This is a genomic window from Companilactobacillus paralimentarius (assembly GCF_963227125.1).
Lineage (GTDB): Bacteria > Bacillota > Bacilli > Lactobacillales > Lactobacillaceae > Companilactobacillus > Companilactobacillus paralimentarius.
The window spans coordinates 118141-144086 of the sequence record NZ_OY724131.1 but is presented as its reverse complement, the minus strand read 5'-3'; the positions used below and the strand labels follow the sequence as shown (position 1 = coordinate 144086).

The 25946-nt window shown below is 35.6% G+C and carries 23 protein-coding genes; 8 read left to right on the top strand and 15 right to left on the bottom strand.

The window, feature by feature from the left end; translation table 11 throughout:
* Positions 1 to 552: 552 nt before the first annotated feature.
* On the bottom strand, positions 553 to 1551 hold the full coding sequence (locus tag ACI6PB_RS00670; RefSeq protein ID WP_025085552.1) for a tRNA-dihydrouridine synthase: 999 nt from the start codon (positions 1549 to 1551) through the stop codon (positions 553 to 555).
* A 180-nt stretch (positions 1552 to 1731) separates the two neighbouring features.
* Between ACI6PB_RS00670 and ACI6PB_RS00665 the strand changes: the two genes are divergently transcribed.
* Complete coding sequence (locus ACI6PB_RS00665) at positions 1732 to 1971, top strand: hypothetical protein (RefSeq protein WP_025085553.1); 240 nt, start codon at positions 1732 to 1734, stop codon at positions 1969 to 1971.
* Between the two features lie 568 nt (positions 1972 to 2539).
* On the opposite strand, the gene helD is transcribed toward ACI6PB_RS00665, so the two are convergent.
* Positions 2540 to 4852: an RNA polymerase recycling motor HelD gene (gene helD / locus ACI6PB_RS00660; protein ID WP_193322521.1), complete on the bottom strand. Its 2313-nt coding sequence runs from the start codon at positions 4850 to 4852 to the stop codon at positions 2540 to 2542.
* 179 nt (positions 4853 to 5031) lie between these two features.
* Between helD and ACI6PB_RS00655 the strand changes: the two genes are divergently transcribed.
* The gene (locus ACI6PB_RS00655; protein ID WP_404327584.1) at positions 5032 to 5904 is read left to right on the top strand and encodes an aldo/keto reductase; all 873 of its coding nucleotides are present in this window, start codon (positions 5032 to 5034) and stop codon (positions 5902 to 5904) included.
* Positions 5905 to 6025: 121 nt separating this feature from the next.
* On the opposite strand, the gene ACI6PB_RS00650 is transcribed toward ACI6PB_RS00655, so the two are convergent.
* The 4 genes from ACI6PB_RS00650 to ACI6PB_RS00635 form a co-directional block, all read right to left on the bottom strand.
* Positions 6026 to 6790: a formate/nitrite transporter family protein gene (locus ACI6PB_RS00650; protein WP_404327583.1), complete on the bottom strand. Its 765-nt coding sequence runs from the start codon at positions 6788 to 6790 to the stop codon at positions 6026 to 6028.
* A 227-nt stretch (positions 6791 to 7017) separates the two neighbouring features.
* Positions 7018 to 8571, bottom strand: coding sequence for a hydantoinase/oxoprolinase N-terminal domain-containing protein (locus ACI6PB_RS00645; protein WP_404327582.1), 1554 nt, complete (start codon positions 8569 to 8571; stop codon positions 7018 to 7020).
* Positions 8564 to 9685 carry a DUF917 domain-containing protein gene (locus tag ACI6PB_RS00640; protein ID WP_404278995.1) on the bottom strand — a complete coding sequence of 374 codons (1122 nt, stop codon included), beginning with the start codon at positions 9683 to 9685 and terminating at the stop codon, positions 8564 to 8566. The genes ACI6PB_RS00645 and ACI6PB_RS00640 overlap by 8 nt, the downstream gene beginning before the upstream one ends.
* A 24-nt stretch (positions 9686 to 9709) precedes the next feature.
* Positions 9710 to 11062: a purine-cytosine permease family protein gene (locus ACI6PB_RS00635; RefSeq protein ID WP_404327581.1), complete on the bottom strand. Its 1353-nt coding sequence runs from the start codon at positions 11060 to 11062 to the stop codon at positions 9710 to 9712.
* 301 nt (positions 11063 to 11363) lie between these two features.
* Here ACI6PB_RS00635 and ACI6PB_RS00630 point away from each other — a divergent pair, with 301 nt between their 5' ends.
* A complete protein-coding gene (locus tag ACI6PB_RS00630; RefSeq protein WP_404327580.1) occupies positions 11364 to 12284 on the top strand; it encodes an IS30-like element ISLsa1 family transposase in 921 nt (306 codons plus the stop codon).
* A gap of 272 nt (positions 12285 to 12556) precedes the next feature.
* On the opposite strand, the gene ACI6PB_RS00625 is transcribed toward ACI6PB_RS00630, so the two are convergent.
* The 4 genes from ACI6PB_RS00625 to ACI6PB_RS00610 all read right to left on the bottom strand — a co-directional run bounded on the left by ACI6PB_RS00625 (position 12557) and on the right by ACI6PB_RS00610 (position 16088).
* A complete protein-coding gene (locus ACI6PB_RS00625; RefSeq protein WP_309510569.1) occupies positions 12557 to 13243 on the bottom strand; it encodes a Crp/Fnr family transcriptional regulator in 687 nt (228 codons plus the stop codon).
* 13 nt (positions 13244 to 13256) lie between these two features.
* A complete protein-coding gene (locus tag ACI6PB_RS00620) occupies positions 13257 to 13811 on the bottom strand; it encodes a ferritin-like domain-containing protein (RefSeq protein WP_404327579.1) in 555 nt (184 codons plus the stop codon).
* Positions 13811 to 14041 (bottom strand): heavy-metal-associated domain-containing protein, encoded by a 231-nt coding sequence (locus tag ACI6PB_RS00615; protein ID WP_025085558.1) that lies wholly within the window; start codon positions 14039 to 14041, stop codon positions 13811 to 13813. The genes ACI6PB_RS00620 and ACI6PB_RS00615 overlap by 1 nt, the downstream gene beginning before the upstream one ends.
* Positions 14042 to 14186: 145 nt before the next feature.
* Positions 14187 to 16088 (bottom strand): heavy metal translocating P-type ATPase, encoded by a 1902-nt coding sequence (locus ACI6PB_RS00610; RefSeq protein ID WP_404327578.1) that lies wholly within the window; start codon positions 16086 to 16088, stop codon positions 14187 to 14189.
* Between the two features lie 281 nt (positions 16089 to 16369).
* Here ACI6PB_RS00610 and ACI6PB_RS00605 point away from each other — a divergent pair, with 281 nt between their 5' ends.
* From ACI6PB_RS00605 to ACI6PB_RS00590, 4 genes are all read left to right on the top strand, one after another.
* A complete protein-coding gene (locus ACI6PB_RS00605; RefSeq protein ID WP_025085560.1) occupies positions 16370 to 16624 on the top strand; it encodes a GlsB/YeaQ/YmgE family stress response membrane protein in 255 nt (84 codons plus the stop codon).
* Positions 16625 to 16637: 13 nt separating this feature from the next.
* Positions 16638 to 17183, top strand: coding sequence for an alkaline shock response membrane anchor protein AmaP (amaP, locus tag ACI6PB_RS00600; protein ID WP_025085561.1), 546 nt, complete (start codon positions 16638 to 16640; stop codon positions 17181 to 17183).
* Between the two features lie 209 nt (positions 17184 to 17392).
* On the top strand, positions 17393 to 17806 hold the full coding sequence (locus ACI6PB_RS00595) for an Asp23/Gls24 family envelope stress response protein (protein WP_025085563.1): 414 nt from the start codon (positions 17393 to 17395) through the stop codon (positions 17804 to 17806).
* Positions 17807 to 17822: 16 nt separating this feature from the next.
* A complete protein-coding gene (locus ACI6PB_RS00590; protein WP_404327577.1) occupies positions 17823 to 18248 on the top strand; it encodes an Asp23/Gls24 family envelope stress response protein in 426 nt (141 codons plus the stop codon).
* Positions 18249 to 18288: 40 nt separating this feature from the next.
* On the opposite strand, the gene ACI6PB_RS00585 is transcribed toward ACI6PB_RS00590, so the two are convergent.
* From ACI6PB_RS00585 to ACI6PB_RS00575, 3 genes are all read right to left on the bottom strand, one after another.
* Positions 18289 to 18744: a threonine/serine exporter family protein gene (locus ACI6PB_RS00585; protein WP_404327576.1), complete on the bottom strand. Its 456-nt coding sequence runs from the start codon at positions 18742 to 18744 to the stop codon at positions 18289 to 18291.
* Position 18745: 1 nt separating this feature from the next.
* Positions 18746 to 19510, bottom strand: coding sequence for a threonine/serine exporter ThrE family protein (locus ACI6PB_RS00580; RefSeq protein WP_025085566.1), 765 nt, complete (start codon positions 19508 to 19510; stop codon positions 18746 to 18748).
* 170 nt (positions 19511 to 19680) lie between these two features.
* Positions 19681 to 20991, bottom strand: coding sequence for an LPXTG cell wall anchor domain-containing protein (locus tag ACI6PB_RS00575; protein WP_081784525.1), 1311 nt, complete (start codon positions 20989 to 20991; stop codon positions 19681 to 19683).
* A 192-nt stretch (positions 20992 to 21183) separates the two neighbouring features.
* On the opposite strand from ACI6PB_RS00575, the gene ACI6PB_RS00570 reads away from it, so the two are divergent.
* Positions 21184 to 22089 (top strand): proline-specific peptidase family protein, encoded by a 906-nt coding sequence (locus tag ACI6PB_RS00570; RefSeq protein ID WP_025086295.1) that lies wholly within the window; start codon positions 21184 to 21186, stop codon positions 22087 to 22089.
* A gap of 331 nt (positions 22090 to 22420) precedes the next feature.
* On the opposite strand, the gene ppk1 is transcribed toward ACI6PB_RS00570, so the two are convergent.
* Both ppk1 and ACI6PB_RS00560 read right to left on the bottom strand, forming a co-directional pair.
* A complete protein-coding gene (ppk1, locus tag ACI6PB_RS00565; RefSeq protein ID WP_404327575.1) occupies positions 22421 to 24424 on the bottom strand; it encodes a polyphosphate kinase 1 in 2004 nt (667 codons plus the stop codon).
* Between the two features lie 8 nt (positions 24425 to 24432).
* Positions 24433 to 25803, bottom strand: a complete 1371-nt coding sequence (locus tag ACI6PB_RS00560) for a DUF2252 domain-containing protein (RefSeq protein WP_025086293.1) — start codon at positions 25801 to 25803, stop codon at positions 24433 to 24435.
* Positions 25804 to 25946: the final 143 nt, after the last annotated feature.

Below are 25946 nucleotides of genomic sequence, written 5' to 3'. Positions count from 1 at the left end.
ATTATTCAGTCTCTTTAATATCGGTGATTACAAAACCCTCCGAAAACAATTAATACAAGCTTTATTTCTCCTTGTTTTTGTAAGGAAAAGTTAAAAATACTAATATAAGTACAATTAATTGAATTAGTATTTTTACTACAATCGGGAGTGATTGAACAATAATCATGAATTTATACCCAAATAATTCGGGAAGAAATGTATTAATGAAACTGCCAATTAAACTAAAAGATACAGTTAACCAAAATATATTTTTTTTCATGGAATTCATATATCAATTTTTCTCTCTCATCAATTTATTGTCAGAATAGCATTGCAGTAAGTTTTGTAGCAACGAATTTTATCAAAAAAATCCAACTTATGATAAATTGTTTGAATCGCGTCACTCTAACCTTATTAAGTTAAACAAAACTGCATATTTAATTAAATATGCAGCATAAACGCGGAACATAACATAACTTTTTCCGCTTAAAACAAATAGGACCAGGTAATCAAATACGATTACCTGGTCCTATTTCCTTTAATGCTCGAAAGCTGAACATGTTATGTCCCGCTCTAATATTCATTATTCTCAATTTTATCAATAACTTTACGGGCATCATCAGTTGTCTTTGTTTGCATCAAATCATTTCTGATTTCCGCGGCATGTTTCATTCCACGAACATAAATCTTGAAGAAACGTTGTAATGGTGCAAAATGACCTGGAATTCCCTTAGCTACAAATTCATCGTACAAATCGAGCTGATAGCGTAACAAATTCAAAAGTTCAGTACTTGAATGTTGTTGTGGTTCTTTTTCAAAAGCAAACGGATCAGAGAAAATCCCTCGTCCAATCATAATTCCATCTACACCAGGATGTTCTTGAGCCAACTTGATTCCTTCTTGATAATTCATGATGTCACCATTAATTTGCAACAACGTATCTGGTGCAATTTCATCACGCATCTTAACTAAGTCGTCAATCAATTCATAGTGAGCTGGAACCTTACTCATTTCTTCCTTAGTTCTAACGTGAACTGTTAAAACTGGAACTTGTTGTTCCAATAAGAAAGGAATCCATTCTTTATATTCAGAAATCTCACTGAAGCCTAAACGAGTTTTGACACTGACTGGTAATCCAGCCTCACGAGCGCCCTCGATAACTTCTTTAGCAGTATCAAAATGACGAATCAAGTCACTTCCACTATGATTTTTGATTACGGCAATATCAGGACAACCAGTATTGATGTCAATTGCCTCATAACCTTGCTTTTTGACTTCTACAGCTGCTTTGGCGAAATCTTCACCAGAGTTACCCCATAGTTGAACAATTGGTTTAGGGTCCTCTTTAGGGTCAATATACAATCTTCCCTTAGTTGCTTCTTTAGCCAAAGGATGCGTGATGGCTAAAGCGTTGGTAAATTCAGTATAAAAAACATCCGGAGCAGCGGCTTTTTGAACTACTCTTCTAAAGACTGATCCGGTTACAGCCTCCATTGGTGCCAAACTGAAGAAAGGACGATTTTCCTTCTTAGCTTTTTCGGCAATGCGATTCCAGTAAGTTGACTGGGTCACTCTCTCACTTCCAATCAAAATTTTCAATTACAATACTCTCAACTATACCTATTTCGAAAGGTTGAGTGCAAGTTTTTAATCCTTTAAATATTTTACAAAATATACATACAAAGCCCTAAAATGTTATAATGTAAGCGTTAACAATTAAACTATTTATTTATATTTGAGGGGGAAAAAGCCGTGGAAAATAAAGAAACAAATTCAGAAAGAATCACAAGACTAGCGATTACTTACATTTTTGTTTTCGTGGCAGTATTCCTAGGATTATTTGCACTTTACTTCCACTTCACAACTAATATGTCAGTCACATGGTTAGTACAACTATTGTTTGTGGATTTATTGTTATTAATCTTAGCTATTTTAAAGCCATTATTCGATATTACAGTTGATTTCTTTAAGGATATTATTAAGAACAACTAGTGATTTTAGGCGGTGTAGTTGTTGTTATTGTTGTTAAGTATGCCGTCCTCCGCAACAAGCGCTATTGGTCTGGAACGCTGTGGACATAGATTTGAGCCAATTGAAATTCACAATTGTCTCAAATACTAGTCTTCTACTAGGTGATAAATCACCAAGTAGAATTTCACAGCTGAGACCAATAGCGCTTGTTGCTCCGATCTAAATATTAGTTCTATTGAGATTTAATGTTCTAAATTTTTAATCCAAAATAATAGCATCCATTCTGAATTCTAATCCCTGCTAAAAAGTAGAGGTCAGTACTCCAGAATAGATGCTATTTTGATTTCTGAATTGATTAAGATATAAGGATAAAACTCGTTATTCAGTCCAGAGCGAAAATTGGGAATGCGTTCAGCTATGAAATTATTGTTACCGGCTTTGCCGGTTACAATAAGGCCGACTTTGGAAATCCATTATTTTGCTCGAAGTGTAAAATAATTAGTTTCAAATCGTGTCCATAGCGTTCCAATGCATTCCCAATTTCTGCGGAGGACGGCATCTTCCACCCCACCTAACTATAGAACCTCGGTTATTTCATCAACTGATAGTATTCTTCCGGTACTCGTTGAAGTAGTTGTGAAAACTCGCCAATTGATGTGATAGTCAACTTGTGCATTGCACGTGAAGCAATTGTGTAAACTAACTGTTGCTCATCTTCAGAGAACTTGTCCTTTGAAGCATCCCACATGATAACCGCGTCAAACTCTAAACCCTTAGCCAAGAATGATGGTAAGACAATCGTTCCAGCGGCCAAACGCTGATTTTCCGAACGAATCAAAGTAGATTTAACGCCATTTTCTTTGAGTTGATCATGCAAATGCTCAGCGTCTTCCAAAGTTTTGGCAATAATAGCTGTTGTGAAATTGTGTTCGTCATTTTCAGCCAATTGTGTTTTAACCTGTTGCAACGATTCCTGTTCATCTTGCGCACAATACATGTTAGGTAAGTCCCCATCACGATTGAATGGTTCGATTTTTTGACCATTTGTCAAAATTGCCTTCGTAAAGTCCGTAATTTGTTTTGTCGAACGATATGAATGAACCAACTGAACAACTCGAGTTTCATCAGCTTCAAATAATTTCTGAGCTTCAGAAAGCAGAGTTTGACTGTTCTTCTTAGTAAAGATTGACTGATTCAAATCCCCTAACATGGTATAGCGAGCACGTGGGAATTTGAATTTCATATAAGCCAATTGGAATGGTGTGTAATCTTGAATTTCATCCATAAAGACAAACTTCATTTCCAATTCACCATGACGACCTGTTACCAAGTCATACAAGTACAAATATGGACTCAAATTGTTCATTGAAATTTGTTTATTAGTAAATGATTTAACAAAGTTATCAACGTAATTCTTCCACTGTTCTTCGGTAATATCCCACTTACTTAAATCTGCAATTTGCGGAACGGCTTTTAAAAAGTTAAGATAATTGGCTGCTACATTCAAGAATCTCAAACGTTTGATATTCTTGTAGACACCTTGCAACATGGCTGTGACGATCTTACGAGCTAAAAATCTATTTTCTTCATCACCATTTTTAAACTCTTGGTCAGCTGTACTGTAAAGTGCTTGCAACTGTTCTTTACTCAAGTTTTCAATTCTTTCAGCAACCCACTTAGAACGCATTTCTGCACCAATCTTACGGTGAAGTAATTTGATCAAACGGTCAACAGTCGCATCTAATCGATTACCCAAATTGTATTGAGGACCGTAACTGTAATAGATTTCTTGAATCTTTTCTTTAGAAATGAAGACTTTCCCTTGGAATTTGATGTCCTTGAATGCCATCCCACTTTGGTCCAACAACTTACTATAGTTCGTCATAATATTGAAGAACTCAACATCCGAAACAAATTTTCCAATATTCTTATTGTCAGCATCAACAACCGTTTCAAATTGTTGAGCTAAACTTTCAACGGTCAAATTGGGCAAACGGCGTGCTAAGAATTGTTTATAAGTCATTTGCACCATATTCTGTTCACCCATTTCAGGCAAAACATCTTTGATATAGTCGTTGAAAAGCGAATTTGGTGAGAACATAACAACTTGACTAGAAGTTAACGTTCCACGATATCTATATAATAGGAATGCAATTCTTTGCAAAATAGCTGAGGTCTTACCAGAACCAGCTGCACCTTGAACAAACAAGAGTTTCGACTTAGTATCACGAATAATCTTGTTTTGTTCCTTTTGAATTGTCTTAACGATCCCCTTCATATGAGTTGAAGATTTACCGTCCAAGACTTCCAGCAACATTTGGTCACCGATTGTTTCTTGGGTATCGAAGTAAGCTCTGATCTTGCCGTTTTCAACTAGAAATTGACGCTTCAAAAAGAGATCAACTTCTTGTTCCCCATCGGGTGTCATATATGTGACTTTGCCCAATTTACCATCGTAGTAAATCGAAGAAATCGGAGCACGCCAATCGTAAACTAAGAAATGATCATTTTTATCAGTGAAGGAACTTAAACCGATATAAACCGTTTCCTTCTTAGGTTCTCCTTTTTCTTGAAAATCTAAGCGGGCGAAGAATGGATTCTTTTCCAACTTCTTCAAAATACCCAAACGTTGTTTGGATTGTTGCCAACTATTGTTTCTTTCGTCCAACATCTGTTGTTGCTGATGAATAGAAAGTGCGGCATCCATAGAGATTGAATCTCCATCTATGCCTAAATGAATGTCATCAAAAGCATTATTGATAACTTTTAAATCTTCTTCAGCAACTTCCATGTGTTCACGGAGTTGACCCTCAGACTTTTTAATCTTTCCAACCACATCTTCTAAATGTGCTTGTTCAAGCTTTTTTTCGTCTAGTTCATTAACCATAGATTTATCTGTCATAATAACCTCTTAAATTAAAGTTATATAATGTTACCACTATTTTTTTAGTAATTCAAAAATATTAAGTTATCATATACAGCCTGCTCAAATTTATATTTTTTTGGAGCAAATGTTTGTATAAAATGAACAAATTGATTAACGTAACAGTGTAAATTATTTAGCAAATAGGAGGATTTTTAATGGATAAGATTAATGCTACTAATGCGGGTACTTTTAAATTTGACGATAACTTTATCGTTAATCGTTTAGGTTACGGTACTATGCAATTAACTGGTAAAGGCGTTTGGGGACCATATAAAGATCCTGCCCAAGCTGTTGAATTGATCAAAAATGCTTTTGATTTAGGTGTTAACTTTGTAGATACCGCAGATTCTTATGGACCTTGGAATGCCGATTCATATTTGGCAAAAGCATTGAAAGAATATTCTGATTCAGATAAGATTTTTATTTCAGATAAAGTTGGTCAAGTTAGAACAGGTGAAAATGAATGGGTTCCTGTTGGGACTCCAGCCTTCCTTCGCCAAGAAGTAGAACTTTCATTACGTATGTTCAACCGTGATCACGAAGATTTGTTATTCTTGCACAGAATTGACTCACATATTCCAATTGAGGATCAAATTGGTGAATTAAAGAAAATGCAAGATGAGGGTAAAATTAAACATATCGGTATCAGCCAAGTATCACTTGACGAATTAAAGGCTGCTCAAAAGATAGCTAAAATCGATGCTGTAGAAAATATGTACAACGTTGGTCATCATAAAGATGACGATGCCATTGTCGATTATGCTAAAAAGAACCATATGGCCTTCCTACCTTGGTTCCCTCTTGATACTGGTAATCTTATTCAAGCTAATAGTCCATTAAACGAGATTGCTAAGAAATATAATGCTAGCCCTGCACAAATTGCTTTAGCTTGGTTGTTGAAACGTTCTGACAATATTATTCCTATTCCTGGAACTAGTTCAGTAGACCACTTAAAAGACAATTTAAGTGCTGCTAACGTAAAATTAAGCGATGAAGATTTCGAAAAATTATCTGACTTACAAAAATAATAATAGAAGCAAAAAACCTCGTGTCCTAAAATGGACCGAGGTTTTTTGCTACTCATCTAAAACATTTCTAAATCTAATCTATGAAAAATCTAAAAAAAAACACTTGGAAACTAATCTGTTCTTATTTATCTTTCTTGTAACTGAGATAATAAAATCCAGCGACGAAAATCAATCCACCGATAATATTACCTAAGTAAACTGGAACAAAATTTTTCAAAAATAAGCTCCATGTACTTCCACCTTCGAAAATAGCCGCAGGAATAATGAAACAATTGGCAATACTATGTTGAAAACCAACGGCCACAAAAATCATAATTGGGAACCAGATACCAAGAATCTTGCCAGCTCCGTCTTTAGCTCCAAACGAAAGCCAAACGGCCAAACCAACTAGCCAGTTACAGCCAATTCCTGATACAAACGCTGACCAAAATCCAGCACTAGTTTTACTAGCAGCCACAGCAATCACAGCTTGTCTAAATGGTTCAACATGAGTCAATCCGACCACGTGACCAAAGAAATAAGCGACAAAAATTGCTCCGATAAAATTAAATAATGTAATTATTAATAAATTCTTTACGTAATCTAATATTGAAGCTTTCTTAGATAAAAACGATGCTCCAACTGCCATCATATTCCCCGTAGCCAATTCTCCACCAGCTAACAGAATAACAATCAATCCGATAGGAAAAACTGTTCCGCCGACTAATGATTTAACACTAGCCAAATCTTTCGGAATTGAAGCAGTAACTCTAACATAAGCCAAGAACCCAATGGAAATCATAGCTCCACCGATAAAACCAAGTATCATTTTGGCAACCAGTGTTTTTTTCAATTTTCCCACACCGGCATTAATGCTTTTCTCTAAGATTTCCTCAGGGGTAAACATAGATAAACTTCCTACCTTTATTTAATTTATTGAATTAAAGATAGCATCTATTTACGAACAATGTCAGCATAATTCGAAATATAGTTCGTGTTATAATAAAATAAAAAAATAACTGAATAATTTTATGAATAATCATAATTAAAACACATAACTAAAAAATGGAATGAATCAACTTAACTATACATAGTCGATTCATTCCATTTTTAGAATTCATTTTAAAATTTTTATTAATGATTACTACCAACCACTTTAACTTTAACTCTAGTAGTATCACCTGGCGCATATGATAACGGTACTTCCTCAATCGAAACAGTATTAATTGTTTCACTTACCGCACCTGCTTCAATCGCCTGCAATTCCGCTTGTTTTTCAGCATCTTTAATCGCTATTGCTCGTTCAATTTCTACATATTGGTAAACTTTCTCATACTCGCCGCCAATTTGAGCAATAGTTGCTCCAATGGCATTAGCTACTCCACCATATTGATCAGTATAAACTTTTGCTACACCATTAAGATTCTCTGGAGCGACAATTGAACCGCCACCAACTAAAATCACTGAGACATCTTTGGAACTAGTTTTCATACGATCAATTCCATCTTCCAGAATTTCCTTAATTTTAGCCATTGCCTGTTGAGCAAATTCATCATTTAGATCAGATACCAATTCGGGATTACCTACTGAACACATCCCCAATTTAACTGCAATATCAGTTGTAGTTATGATATCACCACCAAATACTTTAGCTTTATCAGTGATTTCATAACCTACACTATCAGGTCCAATGGTCACTGTTCCATCGTCTAATCGCCGAACAATGCTTCCTCCACCTAGACCAACTGACAAAATATCTGGCATACGGAAATTGGTTTGGATTCCTCCAACGGTTACTGATTTAGATGATTCACGTGGAAAACCATTGACCAATACACCAATATCAGATGTGGTTCCACCAATATCTAATACTAAAGCATTCTCTTGCTTTGATAAATATGCTGCACCACGAATACTATTTGTTGGGCCACTACCAATTGTTAAAATTGGATGGCTTTTAGCATAATCCATTGACATTAATGTCCCATCATTTTGACAGAGGTATTGTTTTGCTTGGGTAATCCCCTCCTGTCTCAAGGCATTAAAGAAACCATCAGTTACCAGTTTAATAACTTTGAATAAAGCCGTATTTAATACAGTTGCATTTTCACGGCCAATTAATCCAATTGAACCAATTGAGGATGAACAAGATACCGGAATGTCCGCTCCCAAAATTTGATGAGCTAATTCTTCAACCTTTTGTTCTTGGTCATTATTGATAGAAGAAAAAACACCAATTACCGCGATACCATCGACTTTTCCTCGCCAACTCTGTAACACATCTACAATCTCTTCATCGTCAAATGCTGAAATTTCATCGCCATTAAATTCATAACCACCATGAACTAGGGAATAAGTATTGGATAAAATTTTCGTAATATCATCAGGCCATTCAGTATAAGGCAAAATCGAAGCAGTAGCCGGATAACCAATTCTAATAACTCCTACTCTTCCTAAATTATGCCTTTCCACAATAGCATTAGTTGCTTGAGTTGTTCCTAACATGGCCTCACTAATATTATTAACATCAATTTTACTTTGAAAAATGACTTGATGAATCGCTTCATCGATACCTGATTCAATATCTTTTGTAGTATGTGTTTTAATACTGGAGACAACATTCAAATTATGATCTAAAATTACCGCATCTGTATTCGTCCCGCCAACATCAATTCCTAGTTTATACATGTTGTTCATCCCCACTTTCTACAAAACTTTGGTATCTAGTTTCAATTGGTACATAATCAACATCATATTTAAAATAACGTGGTCCAACTGATGCAATACCGGCTGGAGTGCGCCATTTCTCATTTGCGGGCAAACCCAAAACATGAACTCGTTTACCATAACGAATCTCTTCATTAGTAACAGGTTGTAATGTATCAATATCAACCATTGTTATCAGATCAGGTGCCGTTGCTAATACCTTATCATTTACTTTAAAAATAATATTTTCATTTTGGAAAGAAATCTTACCAGTCATTGTTGTATTGCTTTCTAATCCTTGAATACTAGTTTCTCCAAAATTAAATCCATCTTTAGTTACATGTTTGATATCAACAATTTTGCCAGTAAACAAACGATATCCATGTGTAATTTTTAGTAATTCTTTCAAGGCATTTTCTACTGAATCGTACTCATTTGAATTCTCAATCAGATGACCAATCTTCTGACTAGTTGTTACAATTCCTAGAACTCCAGCCTCACGTAACTCTTTACCTGTTAACCCATCACTAGCACTAGTTGCAGTTGCGCCCATCTGAACAGTAACTGCCCTACCAATTTTTTCAGCCCAAACAGGATTAACTGTATTGATCAAACTAGTATTACCTCGTTCATCCGCTAAAACCATTGGTGTAACTTCATGTCCTGCCAAGACAAAGGTTGACATCTGCAATTCAGGAAAGGCTCTACCCATTCCGTCAGCATCTACCATTGGAATATTCATATCACTAGCAGCGACAATAGGCATCATAGAATTAATACCACCGGCTTCAATAGGGAATGTTCCATAGATCTTTTTTCCATAATAGTTTTCCATCATTTCAAATGATTGTTTAAATTCCTTACCATTAGGAAATTTTTCCATTGATACCGCTGGGGCTCCAATACCTGACGCAGATACAAATAACTCATCATCAGGGGCTTCTTCTGGAGATAGTAATGTGACCGGACCATTCTTTTTAATCATTGAAATAGCCATCAGTTTACCAATATAGGGATTACCACCACCACCAGATCCCAATAAGGCCGCTCCAATAGCGATTTCTTTAATATCCTTTGCAAAAAGTTCTCTACTCATTTATATCGTCTCTTTCATTAATTATTAGTTTAAAGCTTTTTCAGTAGTAGCTTTCTTTCCGAATAGTTTCATTCCTACGTAATAAATCAATCCTGAAGCCACGATAACGGTCAATGACTGTACTCCCCAAGTTACAAAGTAACCAATCAATGAACCACCAACCCATGCCACAATGGTAACAATGGGAAATTTCTCGGTGTCCTCTGGTAACTTACCTTGGACCCTACTCTCATCCAAACTTTTTCTATCACGTTTAAGAATCCAATAATCCACGAACATGATTGAGGCAACTGGTGGAAAAACAACTCCTAAAACGGTCAAGAATGAAGAAAACTTATCGATAACACCAATAACTGAAAGAAATGTTCCTAAACAACCAGCAACAATTGTTACCCATGCTCTATTTAGATTGATATGAAAAACTTGTTTAAAGAAATTAACAATATCCAAACTAGCAGAATATAAATTCAAATCATTAACTTTAACTGATGAAAGTACAATCAAGGCAATTCCAAACATTCCGGTTAATTGGTAGATAATAGGCATGATTTTACTTGTGCCAACAGCATGTGCCATCAAAACTCCAATAACATTAACTCCTAATTCACCAACCAAAGTTCCGATAACACAAATCCAGAAAACATCTCGTCCATTTCTTGAACGACGAGTTAAATCTGGCATAATGATGGCACCAACAATAAAATTACCAGTAACCATTGTAATAGCTGAACTCAATGTCATTGCAGCCCCTGGAGCAGCCATAGTAACCAACCCTGTAATCGTATGTCCCTGCATCATGTTATAAATAGCAACACCTAAGACAACTAGAAAAGCTGGTACAGAAATATTAGTTGTCCAACTTAAACCCTTGAAACCAAAAATTACTGACAATGTTACGACTAATCCCGTAATTGTTGAAACAATTCCAAAATTAGCATTTTTACCAACAATTGAAACAATTCCCTGAGCAAAGACAGAATTTTGAATCCCAAACCAGCCAATTAGACTAATAGCAAAAGTTAATCCAACAACGGCTGACCCAATCGTTCCAAACCCTGACCATTTAGACAAAAGACTAGTTGCTAAACCTTCCTTTTGTCCGGCTAGTCCTAAACCATATGCAATAAATTGTAGAATTACACTTCCAATTACGGTTGATAAAACAGCATCTCTAAAACTCATTCCATAACCCAATTCGGCACCCAGCATGAATTGACTTAGACAAACAAACCCACCAATTTGAACCATGAGGATTTTCCACATTGGATCTCGTTCTGCTTCAGGTACTCGTTGTGTCGAATAATCGTCAAACGTTCCTTCACTGACTTTGGGTTCTTCAACCAAAGTCGTCGCTGTATCTTTTTCATCTAGATCCATAAAAAATCCTCCTTCAAAAACATTGGTAATGTATTCATTAACAAACCAGATTAGAGGTAAAATTAGAAATGCATTAGGAATATTAAATTTATATTAGAGAATATTAGCAGATAGTTTATATGTTTTCAATAACAATTATAATTTTTAATATTACTATTCGTCTATTTTTCCTGTATCAAAGCATTTATAATATTTATTAAGTTGGCAAATTCTATAATTAATCCGAACAGAAATTAAAAAGCCCAAAGCAATCACTTACAATGGTAGTAGCTAATTCCAACCAATATAGGGAGTGATTACTTTGGGTACATCTACTTTATCACGTTTTCAACGTGGCGCACTAGCACAACTGGTCAATGAGGGGAATAAATCTTACCAAGTAATGGCTGACGCCTTAGGCGTCACCAAAGCTACGATTAGCTATGAGTTGGACCGGGTTAAACCTTATGATCCAGAATTAGCTCAGCAAGATGCAGATCGCAAAAGGCGGAATTGCGGTCGTCGTTCGATGCTGACGGCAGCATTAGCGACTTTAATTACCAATCACTTACGATTAACCTGGTCACCAGAAACCATTGCGGCCGCTTATAACTTGAGCACTGCGTCAATTTATAATTGGCTTAATCGTGGCTGGCTCCCCTTCAAATTGACTGATCTACCCAATCGGAATGTCCGCCAGCACCGAGTGAGCGAAAATCGTGGGAAATTTACAAGTGGGACTTCCATCGAACAACGGCCAACAACTGTTAATCAACGGTTAGCTTTTGGTCATTGGGAAGTAGATACGGTGCTTTCTAGTCGAGGTGAGTCACGATCATGTCTGGTTACATTCGTAGAACGTAAGACCCGACTTCTATGGGCCATCAAAGCCCCTAATAGAACGGCTAAGGCTCTAAACACCGCCTTTGGCAAGTTTATGGGGGCCTTCGGTCCCCAAGTAAAATCCATTACTGTTGATCATGGTAAAGAGTTTGCCAATTATCAGGCCTTAGAACAGGATTATCAGATCAAAGTTTATTTTTGCCATCCATATTCACCATGGGAGCGAGGTTCCAATGAATATTTTAATAGACGGTTACGCTGGTTCTTCCCGAAAAAGACCAATTTTAGCCAAGTAACGACTGATGAGATCCTAGCAGCACTTGAACTAATTAATCAACGACCATTAAAAATACATCATCAACAGACTGCCATTGAAAGATTCCGGGCTTGTTCGGATTAAACTTGTAATTTGCCAGTTTTAAAAACATTTTTAATCATTTTTTAATATTAAGTCTTTTTATTTAAGATAAAACAACAAAAGTCACCCATTTTCATGGGTGACTTTTGTTCGGTCCATTTTATTTTTAATACTCATTATTCTTTGCAACATAGTGGAAACGAGCTACGCAGGGGCAACTCCTTCCGGTCAAGTCAACTATCTCTGCCGACGCTTCGCCGTCGACTGAGATAGTAGTCTTGATTCTCGGGAGCTGAACGCCCCTGCTTCGCTCTCTAATCGATCATCATTAATCGATCTGCATCTAAAATCTTAAATTTATTATTACTAATTTTTTCAATCATACCTTGTTTAGTCAAAGCACTTAACTTTCGACTAATTGTTTCGGGAGTAGTTCCAAGGTAAGTAGCGATATCTTTTTTCTTAAGTGGCAGGGTAAAGACGTCTTCGTCTAAACCAGCACTGGTTTCTAACAGATAATTAGCCAAGCGACTCTCTACACTAGCTGTAGTAGCTTCAGCAGTCTGTTGTTCCAATTGAACGATTCTGCGACCTAGAGCATTGACCATATTAACAGCTAAGGTTGGAGCCTTTTGCATTAACTTTTGAAAGTCTGGACGAGATATCTGGCACACGTCCGTATCCATCAAGGCCTGAGAAAAATTACTGTGTTCGGCATCGGAGAATAGTGTTGCTTCTCCATCAAAGTCGCCTGTCTGCAAAACTCGCAACATTTGTTCTTTACCACTCGTGGACATTTGGAAAACTTTAGCCTGTCCGTGGGCCACAATAATCAATGAATCAGCGACATCCCCAGCGGAAAAGATATACTCGCCACTCTTGTAGTGATGATGGGTAACTAAGGTAGCTACCGTCTCAATATCCTCTTGTGACAAGGTTTTGAATATTGGAACTAACTCAACACAATCTTCTGCTGTATGATCATGCGCTAATTTTGCCATTAATTATTTCTCCTTAATCGAAGTCTTCATCGTCTTCTTCTTCAAAGCCTTCTTTAGCTGAATTACCAAGAAGTGCCTGATAAATTCTGATTTGGTGATTGTTAAAACCAAGTAATTGAACTAGAACTTGAGCCATGAATGGACGATCTTCATTTTCAGCTAACTTAATTGCACGTGTCACAAACATGTTGTCTGTAGCAAAGTCATTAACGACTGTTTGAATCATATCTTCAGCCTTCATGTACTTATTCTTACCGTCTTCTTCAAGCATTGAATATTCAGTATATTCTTTCATTGTTGATGGTGGCAATTCACCCTCATCTAGCAATTCATCGGCTATCTTATCATACCAAGCATTATTTTCATCAATTGTTTGTTTTAAAACAGCCTTGTAGTTTTCAGCATTTGCACCTTTAACGAACCATTTGATTTGGTGCAATTTGATATTTAGTAAGAAATGATTAGAAACGATATGTCCTGTCATTGCCCCTGCGGTTGGTTTGTGGTGATCTGCATCAACTTGTTTTTGTTCTGCTGCAAACTTTTCGTCGATTGTTTGTTCTGCCATTATTTACTCTCCTTAACTTTAACCTTTTTAACTTCATATCCTAAGTCTGTAATTACATTGGAAATTTGATCTGCGGAAGTCTTATCTTCATCAAAATCTGCTCTAACTTTACCAGCGTTGAAGAGAACCTTGACATTTGAAACGCCATCTTGGTTTTCAACACCCTTTTGAATCTTTGTTAAACATGATGGGCATGTTAATTCACCTAATTGTAAAATTGCTTTTGCCATAATTGATTCCTCCATATTTTTAAATCTTTCGCCAGCATCGTCGTCGAATACCTACGAGCTATAAATGCTCCAAGTTGAAACACTTATAGCTCGCAAGTAATCTCTGACAATTACTTGCTCAACTAACTTACAAACACTATCTTACTTAGTTTGCTGTTTTAAGAACTTGATTTGAATCAAGTTTTGAAGATTTATTTTGAATTAATCTCATTGCGTTGAAAATAACTACTAAGATACTTAATTCATGGACAAACATTCCACTACCCATATGAATTACACCAACGATTAAACCAAGTAATAGTAAGGCAACTGTTCCAACCGCAATAATGATATTTTCTTTTGTATTAGCGACAGTTTTCTTAGATAACTTGTAGGCATGTGCTAAAGCATCAAAGCTAGACTTAACCAAAATAATATCTGATGTTTCAATGGCAACATCTGTTCCTGTACCCATCCCAATTCCGATATCGGCTGTTGCAAGTGAAGGACTATCGTTAATACCATCACCAACAAAGGCTACGGTACTACCTTGTTCTTTAAATTTCTTAACAAATTCAACTTTATCTTCAGGTAATAATTCGGCATGTACTTCATCGATTGGCAATCTTTCAGCGATACGTTGAGCAGCGACTTTATTATCACCAGTTAGCATTACGATTCGTTTCAATCCAGCATCCTTTAATGCTTGAAGTCCTTCTCTAGCATCTGGTCTCAATTGATCGTTCACACCGACTACTAAACGTAATTCTTGATCAAGAGCCATCAATACGACAGAATCTCCATCATTCATCCGAGCGTTAATAGCTTTTCTTTGTTCTTTAGTGATTTGGACGTTATTAGCTTTCATTAAACGTTCGTTACCAACTAAAATCTTAAATTCATCACTTTGACCGACTAAACCTTGACCCTTGACGGTATCTAATTCAGGTAACTTAACGTCATCTGTGACACCTAAATCATGAGTGTACTTCACGATAGCTTGGCCCAAAGGATGGTCTGAGGTATTTTCAACGGCTGAAAGTAAAGCCATCATTTCATTCTTATCTTTACCAAAATTTGTTACATCAGTAACTGACATCTTTCCGGTTGTTAAAGTACCTGTCTTATCTAATACCAAGGTGTCAACATGGGAGAAGGTATTTACGGCATTGCCACCCTTCATCAAAATACCATTTTTAGCACCGTTACCAATTCCAGCAACGTTTGAAACGGGAGCTCCGATAACCAGGGCACCAGGGCATCCTAAAACTAAAACAGTGATAGCTAATGGGAAATTTTGCGTGATTGCCCAAACTAAGATACCAATAATCAACACGGCTGGCGTGTAATATGTCGCAAATTTATCAATAAAACGAGCAGCAGGTGACTGACTATCTTGCGCTTCCTCAACTAATTCGATGATCTTACCAAAGGTAGTATCTTCCCCCACAGATGTCGTCTCAATAGTTATTGTCCCGTTATCAGTGATCGAACCAGCGAATACATTATCACCAATACTCTTCTCAACTGGAGTTGATTCGCCAGTAATTGAAGCTTCATTCATATAACCTGTACCATCGATAATTTTTCCATCAACAGGAATTTGGCCACCGGGCTTAACAACAACATGATCACCCTCATCCAAATCATCAACGTCGACTTCTTCAGTTGTTCCGTCTTCATTAACCAGTTCGGCTGTAGTTGGTGCCATCTTCGTTAAACTTTTAACTGAAGAACGAGTCTTCTCTAGAGTCTTTTGTTCTAAGTAATTACCAAAGAGGAATAGGAATGTAACAACCGCTGACTCCTCATATTCCCCGATGATAAAAGCTCCAACAACTGCAATTGTTACTAGTAATTCAATACTAATAACCTTGTTTTGTAATGCAGATATTGCATGTAGAGCTACTGGAATAGCTCCGATTATACTGGCAATAATCATTGCGGCTGTACTAAGTATTGGTAGTTTCAATAAAAATTTAGCAACCAAACTCACTGCAATTAGAATGGCAATTGAAGCGGTCATTTTATTTTGATGTTTCTGTATCCATATATTTAACTTATTCATTTTAATCTTCCCTTCTCGTATTTATCCAATCTTCTGAGAGAATCCTCAAGAGTTGAACATCTTCGTTTCGCTCTCTCAACTTACAAGACATATTCTACTGGCTAAGGTAATTAAAAAACTTGATGTCCATCAAGTTTACTTAAAATCATTCAAATTTTTTTAATTAATATTCTTTTATGGTTTCGATTAGTTATTTGTGGACAAGTTCACAAGTAATTCTTTAAGATGAATCTATAAATAAAAGAAAATATTAATTTTCTTGAAAGAAAGGGATGGTTAAAGTGCTACATACTATATGGGTCATTATAGTTGGCGCCGTTATTGGGGCTATTGCTAGTATGATTATCAACCGAGATATGCCTTGGGGCTGGGTTGGTAACATTATTGGAGGTTTAGTTGGAGCTTGGCTCGGTGAAACAATTCTCGGAGCTTGGGGTCCAAGTATTGCAGGTATGGCAATCGTACCAGCTATTGTTGGAGCTATAGTCGTTGTATTATTAACCACTTGGCTTTTCAGTAGTATGAGAAGAAGTTAGTAAGGGGAAACTTATGAAAAAAATATCGAAAGGTATTCTAATAGTTGCTTCTATACTAGGATTACTACAAGTACTTTGGTTCGTTGCCTTGGCTTATCCGCTTAAACCAGTGGTAGAAGTAATCAAAAGTTTTCAACTTCCAAGAGACTTTCTACTCTACACTTCACTGATTTTAGCCGGTATCTCTACTCTGATCTTCTTGGTTCTATTGATGTATGGAATTTTCGTACCGGTCAAACACCAAGAAGTTAGTTTCGACTCTGCTAATGGTAAATTACGGATTTCTAAGTCTTCCATTGAAAAAATGGTTAAAAATAAGGTCAAAGAAATTCCTAATCTCACTGACGTAGATGTTGATCTCAAAATTTTAGGCAAGAATCGTCAAGCCAAAATGTTTATTTCAGCGTTTAGTACTGAAGAACAAAACTTACATCGACAAGGTGAAAATATTAAACGTATCGCTAATGAACAATTGGCCAAACATTTAAGTATTCCTATTAAGAAAACAACTGTTGATTTAAAACCTAATTTGAATCGTGGCAAAGTAAAAGTTGTGTGAGGATAAGAATATGAAAAGAGGCATAATTGGTTCCATTATTGGAAGCGTATTGGTTGCCATTTGGATAATTCTCGGCTTTGGAAATTTATTATTAATAGTCTTGGCCGGGATGGTCGGCTACTTAATCGCTACCATAACTGGGTCCGCAGAAGACAAATCTTCATTAAGATCTAAAATTACCAAAATTTTACAAATAAAGGAGTAATAACATGGCAGTACAACCGCTAAACGCCGACTTAATAAAGAATAGTAAGTTGAAATTCAACGAAGACGTAATTGCTAAAATTGCTGGAATGGCAATCCGCGATATCGACGGTATTCTCTCCATGAATGGTAATGTCTTTGACAATATTGCCGATAAGATTCGTAGTAAAGAAGATATCACTAAAGGAATCGATGTTGATGTCGGTGAGAAACAAACTGCTTTAGACTTAGAAATTATTCTTGAATATGGTAAAGATGCACATCAGGTCTTTGAAAATATTCTCCATGAAGTTAGTTCTGCTATCGAAAGTATGACCGGACTTAAAGTAATCGAAACTAATGTTTACATCAGTGATGTCATGACTAAAAAAGAATGGCAGCAGCAGAATAAAAATAACGAAAGTAACCGTGTAAATTAGAAAAGAGGAAAAAAATATGACTAACGCTCAAGCAAACAATCATCAAGAAAATTCAATTCAAAAAGAATTAAACTTTTCAGATAAAGTTTTAGAGAAAATCGCTAGCCAAACAGCCAATTCAATTGATGGTGTACTCTCTCTAAATGGCGGTGCCATCAGTAACTTAACTGATCGTTTTATTGATAATCCTACCAAAGGTGTAGACGTTGACAATGATGACGACAAGTTATCATTCGAATTAAAAGCCATTCTAGAATATGGCAAACCAGCACCCCAAATTTTTGATAGAATCGTGAACAGCATTTCTCGTTCAGTCAAAGAAATGACTGGTAAAGAAGTCGATAAAATCACTTTAAACGTTGATGATTTGATGACTAATGCTGAATGGAAGAAACAACAGTCCAACAATAATAAGACTAATGATTCTAAAGAATCTGAATAACAAATTCCCCCTTCAGGAAAATAAAATCGCTGACACAATATCAGCGGTTTTTTTGTTCTAAATATTTTTTTAAAGGTGGATAGATTTTATTAGAAATGGCTTCGGCAATAATGAATCCAATTGCTAAAGAGAGTCCAACTGTTAAAGCTTTAATCAATCCGTGTGCAGCTAAATTATCATACCCTAAAGTAAAATTCTTCATACTGTCATAAATAATTGCTCCTGGCACTAGTGAAACCAAACAAGGTACATAAAAAATATTTACTGGTGCTCTGACTAGAATAGCGGCCAAATTACCTAACAAACCAATCACAACTGCTGACAAAAGATTAGGCATAATTACTCCGTGATCATACCAACCAGCAACAATATAAATGACCCAAGCAATTGCCCCTACCCATCCTGCTGGCATCAAAGTTCTTCTAGGATTATTGGTCACAATGCCAAAACCAACACTAGATAAAAAACCAAAAATAAATCCTAATAATATTTGCATTTTACCCTCCTAAGACAGCTTTAATCAAAATTTGACCGATAACCACACCACTACCAATTGAAATTCCTGCCATAATGGCATCAGTTGCCCTGACTAAACCAGAAATAGTGTTTTTTTCAATAATTTCTCGCAATGAATTAGTCATTGGAACTCCCGGTACCAAAGGCATTAAAGCACTGATAATGATATTGTTAGCACTTGAAGCAATTCCCATATCTAACAAAATATGTGCTAAGATGCTGATACTCAAACCACCCATGGCTACAGCTATATAAGGGATTTTAGAGTGTTGTCCAACAACTCTTGCCACTAAATATCCTAAGATACCGACAAAAAATGACAGAAACAGATCAAACCAAGTTGCCTTGAATAACAACATTGGTGCGACTGAAACTAAACCTGCTCCCAAACACTTCTCAAATAAATTAAAATCTGACGTATCGTACTCAACTTCGGTCACAGATTCTTTTAATTCTTTGAAGGTCATTTTATGTTGTGAAAACTCACGTGACAGCGTATTGATACGATCAACTTTTTGAAGATTGAAATCACCTACACGAACCTTAAAGATTCTCGTTGTAGCACTCTTTTCTGAGTTTACAAAAACAGCTGTCATCGTTGCATGACAAATTATCGGTAAATTTACTGCTCGACCGATATACTCTACAGTATTTTCCACCCGTGAGGTTTCAGCCCCATTCTCTAGAAGCACTGCTCCTACTTGACCACATAGGGCCACAACATCTTTTTCATCTAAACTATCCATCGCAGTACCCTCAAATTGATTTTTTCTTAATCATACAATTTTATGTAAAAAATTTGGCACATGACTACTTTATTGACTCAAAAATCTAAAATAGCACCCATTTAGGATAAACGTATTACATCACGTCCTAAATAGATGCTGTTATTTTATTTCAAAAATTTACTATAGACCTATTTCTTCAAATATGTTGCTTTCAATAAAACAATCCAGAGTACCAAGATCAAGCCACCGATAATACCCAAAGCTGCATTCGTTTGTTCACCAGTTTGAGGTAACGTACCAAGTACTCTATTGTCATTAGTGGCTTTGTCAGTCTTGACATTCTTAGCATTACTTAAACTACTCAAATCTGACAACAATCCAGAAACATCAGAACTACTTACGATTCCTGAAATATCTGAAGGATTGAAACCGTCAAAGTTCAAATCGAAATTCAAATCCTTATCAAGATTAAAGTCTGGTAAGTTTAAAGTCGCGTTACCTGAGATTACTTCGCCTAAATCACCCAAATTATTAATTGGAAAATCAAATTTAAGATAATTACTGTCCCCTGAACTAGTAAAACTTAAATTAGTCGGTTTCTCATGATTAATATAGTTCAATTGAATCGCGTTATTACCGAACTTCTTCGGGTACTTGATCGTCATCTCGACATAATAAGTTCCGTCGGGATTTTGCATCACTTTAGCTGTATTTGTAAAGTATGGTGAAATCATCGATCCATCACCATCGTTTTTAGCAACTTTATAAGTTAATTCTTTAATAACCGTTTTATTATTGGTTGCTTGACTACCGTCACTATTAGCAGTAGTAGTATTCGTTGTTTGTGAACTAGTAGTATCAGGTGTAGTAATAATATCATTAGCACCATTCAAATCACCTTTGATATTATTAGCTGTGTTTTGCGCGTCATTTAAAACTGATTTAGTTTCGTCTTCTGCATCAGTGATCGACTTCAAACTATTCAAAAATGTATTAGATTTTTGACCGTCCAAACTACTGGAATCAAACTTAAAACTGACCGTTGATTTATCAACAGTTAGATCTAGCAATTTTGTCTGTATAGTTCCTGAAATTGGCTTATCTAATTCGCTTAAACTCTTAATATTAAAACTAATATCAACATACTTTTTAGCATTTTTAGTGTAAGTACTTGAAACACTTGGTTGTTGGTTATCAATTGTAGTTACTTTTAAGCTAGTTAAATTTGAAATTTCCGCTGTCAATGTAACCTTGTAGCTACCATCATCATTAGATGTTATATCTGCACTTTTGGTGAAGAATGCATCCATTGGTGAGAGTAAACTAGAATTCCCCGGATAAACCGCATAATTAATTGTTCGTTCATTATTACTATTAGTATCTGCTTGAACTGTTTCTTCAACCGTATTTGGCGAGTCTGAGTCACTAATTCCTGACACACCAAATATTCCCAAAAGCATCCCCACAGACAATAGACTAATAACCCACTTTTTCATCATATCGCCCCTTTATAAACGTATACCAATTTTATCATATATGTTATATCCATTTAAAATATTTACACTATAATTTCTCATAATAAAAATAAGATTTTTGTTAGAATTATTAAAATTATATTATAGAATATTTGAAATAACCTTAGATATAGATATATACTTATAACTATCATTTGCAGGAAGGTGACTTATCTTATGAAACAAGGAACAACAATTTTAACATTAGACAATGGCTACCATCTTTGGACTAACACTCAAGGTCATGGCGATATCAAATTGCTTTGCCTTCATGGTGGACCCGGTGGAAACCACGAATATTGGGAAAACTTCGGTGAAAAATTAGCCGACTTAGGCGTTCAAGTAACTATGTACGATCAACTAGGATCATGGTATTCAGATCAACCCGACTATAGCGATCCCGAAATCGCTAAAAAATATCTGACATACGATTACTTCCTAGAAGAAGTTGAAGAAGTTAGACAAAAGCTAGGTTTAGATAACTTTTATCTAATCGGACAATCATGGGGTGGCGCATTAGTTCAAATGTACGCTGCTAAATATGGACAACACCTTAAAGGTGCCATCATTTCAAGTATGGTTGATGAAATTGACGAATACGTTAAGAGCGTTAACCAATGTCGTTTAGACACATTAGGTCCTGACAAAGTTAAATATATGCAAGATATCGAAGCTAAAAACGATCTCTCAGATCCTACATACCAAAGCTACGTTGATATCTTAAATGCTGAATACGTTGATCGTAAACAACCAACAGCCATCAGACATTTAATCGACACAACAGCTACAGCTGTTTACAACACATTCCAAGGTGACAACGAATTCGTTATTACAGGTAAGTTAAAAGACTGGCACTTCAGAAAGCACCTTAAAGAAATCACAGTACCAACATTGTTGACATTCGGTGAACATGAAACAATGCCAATCGCAACAGCTAAGATTATGCAAAAAGAAATTCCACATGCACGTCTAGTAACAACACCAAATGGTGGACACCATCATATGATCGATAATGCTCCAGTATACTTCGACCATTTGGAACAATTCATCAAAGACGTTGAAAGCGGCAATTTCAAAGACTAGAGCGTTAGAGCGTGGAACAAGGGCGCTCAGCCTCCGAGGATTTGCCTAGATATCGGAATTACACGCGCACTTGGCGTGTGATTTCGGTATCGTAGCAAACCACAGGAGGTTGCCCTTGTGGAACGCGTTTCCACTATATTTCATAGAAGTTTGGTTATTATTGTTATCAAACAAAAAATCCAAACTTAGCAATAACTAAGAAAACATGTTAAACTTAGTCTTTCAAATCTAACAAAAATAGCCACCCAGAAATGGGTGGTTATTTTTATACAATCAATTAAAAGCAAAAAAAAATAGAACTCATGACGAATTCTATAAAAATCCCCAAATTTTAATTTGTTTTAATGTACTTTCTCCACTTCAAGCGGCTTAGCCAAGTCTGTTGTGCAGAAATTCCATTATCTTTCTCTTCTTTGACATAATCACCATCGGAATCTAACCAATAAGAATTCTCTGTATCCTTCAAGAAGGTATTGATAATCTTATTTAATTTCAATTTTGATTTTTCCTCAACAATTGGAACAGCTAATTCGACACGACGATCTAAGTTTCTGGTCATCATATCAGCTGACGAAATCCAAACATCAGTATGATCACTACCATATTGGAATTTGAAAATCCGACTGTGCTCCAACAACTGCCCCACAATACTCTTCACACGGATATCTTCTTTTGGTCCACAGATACCGATTTTCAATGAACATGGACCTCTAACAATCATTCTAAATGGTAACCCTTGTCGAGCAGCCTTGTAGATTGCATTAATGATCTCAACGTCAGTTAAACCGTTGACCTTCATGAAGACTCCACCTTGACCATCACGCAAATATGCTTCAGTAGCCAAGCGAATATTCTCAATTATCATTTTCTTAATACCATCTGGTGATGTTACTAATAGATTGTATTCAACTTTGGTCTCATTAATTAGGTAATCAAAGAATCTTGTTGCATCATCGATATACATTTGATTGCTTGTAAAATAGCTCAAATCGGAAAAACCATTAGCAGTGATTGCATTGTAATTTCCCGTTCCAATTTGAACATACCCTCTATTGTCGCCATGTAATACCAAACAAATCTTTGAATGGACTTTATTAACTTTGTCACCGAATAAAACTTGAACGCCAGCTTCACGTAGAAATTTGGTTACCTCAATATTATGAACTTCATCAAATCTAGCCTTCAGTTCAACAATAGCGGTAACCTCGATACCTTTTTCTGCGGCTTCTTTCAAAAGTCTCAACAAATCAGAATCTTTTTCCGTACGATAAATTGTGATAAGAATCTTAGTTGTCTTAGAATCATGGACGGCTGCTTCCAAATAATCAATGAAGACACTATACGAATCATATGGATATTGAACTAGCAATGAGGAATGTTTCAAATAATCCAATATGTTCTTAGATGGATTCCACTTTAATGCCTTGAAAGGTGGAAAAATCAAATCCTTATGATCACGATAACGCTTGAAAAGTGTATTCAAGAATTTAATATCAACTGGCCCTGGTATCTTATAAACACTTTTCTTACTGATATCAAATAGTTTGGCAAAATACTCACGACTATGGCTTTCGCCGTTGCAGGCGAATTCTACTCGCATAATATTACGCAATTCTCTGGTATCAACGTAATTGATCATCTTATTCAAGTATTCATCATCAGTCATATCTTTACTTAAGAAGTCATATGGTTTGTTCTGATCGTAAGTAACTCGGAAAACATAAGTCTTCTTGATCTTATATTTTCTAATCAAATCGGTCGCAACATTACGAATAACGTCTTCAATCAAAATATAGTGATTTTCAATGCCAGTCTCCACTAAACGATCCAAATCCTCAGGAATCGGACTAGTATAAATGTGATGTGGCGTTTCCATCAATAAATTCAGATTACGGCGATATTTGTAAGTCTTGGAGAATCTTTGCATATCAATCCGTGGCAAGATTTTTTTATTAAAGTATTTTTTAACAGTTTTCTTTTCAGAATCCTTTAATTCATCGTATTTTAATATATAGAACAATTTTCTATTACGCGCATCTTGCATTGATGCTTCATATTTTTTGTACTGCTTAGCAATATTTCTAGAATTAAATTCATAAACCAAATTAAGAACTTCATCACCAGTTAAATCTGTTCTCTTTTCAGTTTTATTATTAATAACCATACTATCAATATTGTGCATTCTTACTCGGAAGAATTCATCTAAGTTGTTTGAAGCAATGGACAAAAAACGTAGTCTTTCTAAAAGTGGTACATCACTATCATAGGCCTGATCAATTACTCTATTATCAAATAGTATCCAGCTTAAATCGCGATTATAAAATTTCCTTTTCATTAAAATGACTACCCTTCATCTTTTAAATCCTTCTGGAATGATTCAAAGTCGTACTCCACTTGTTGAGCATAACTGTTAGTAAAATTCATTAGTGAGTTAGCTATATCAGCATACTCTTCACCAAATCCTATAATCAAAGGATAGTTTGGTGAATGTGAATGCGCTCTGGCAAGGAGAATAACACAGACTTTTGTATAATCCTTGAAAGATTCAAAATCTAGTTTATCTAAATTAATAGATGATTTCATATCCTTGAATTGACGCATATAAAAACTATATTGCTCAGTATCAAAGGCCCCTAAAAACGGATCAGACGCACTTTGCAAGATCAATTGACTGTTAACAATATTCTGACCCTGACTAACTTTACTATCAAAATACAACTCGTCATTATTATAGATAGGTAAAGCCTGTTTGGCTTGTAAAACTAAGTAGTTACTATCCAAATCTCTCAATAAAATTAAATAACAAAGTGTACCAACACTGCCAACTCCGACACTATGGCGAACAATATCAATAATTTTAAAGTCTTCTAAAAACAGTCTAACATCACTACGTTGGTTTTTCTTATACTTTTCGTATCCACGTGCAACACTCTTATAATCTTTTTTACTTATGTGTTGTGTGACCGGTTTATTTTCAACAAAACGGCGCTGACCATCGTTTACTTCGGTATATTTTTCAATAACTAATTTAGAATTACTCTTTTGCGCCTTCTTGATACTTTTAGCAATCATATTGTTAAAAGATTCTTGGAAATATTCTTCATTATCCTTGAGTTTACCGAATATCTCCGTAATATTTTGAAGTGTATTAGGCAAGATAAAACGTTTCATTTCCGAAATTTTTGTCATGTGCTTCAAGGTATCAAAATAAGTATCAACGACTGTTAAGAGGTACTCTTGAACATCATTCTCATCAAAGCCATGTGAACGAGCAACTAAAAGTGCACTCACCAACAAGCGTTTTAAATCGTATTCCCAATGACCTAAATGAGCCTCATCAAAATCATTCATATCAAACAATAGCTGTCCTTCAGACGAACCATAGAAACCGAAGTTTCCTAAATGAGCATCCCCACCGACCAAAACACGAATACCACTATTCTCATTTCGTGAAAGATCGTAATGCATCACGTCAACAGTTCCACGGAAGAATGCAAAAACAGACTTAGACATTCTTTGGCGTTTAACTTCCAATAATTCGGGAACTAATAATTTGTTTTTGATATTTAATATTTTATGAATATTTCTTTTTTTAGGTTTAAATGTATTAAACGAATCTGAAACTGCGGTCGCAAAAAAACGGCCTTTAATAATTAAGCGTTCAGTACTCTTAAACGCATCAGTATCCTGGAAAGTATATGGTGTATTAATCATGCCTTCATCACCTCAATTTGTATTATACAATAGCTAACACTGATAACTATTGTCTTTAAACACTTTTTTCTAAAAATATTATATTAGCCAAATATATTTTTTAAGTATAGTTTAACTTTTATATAAAAATCTATTTAATAACA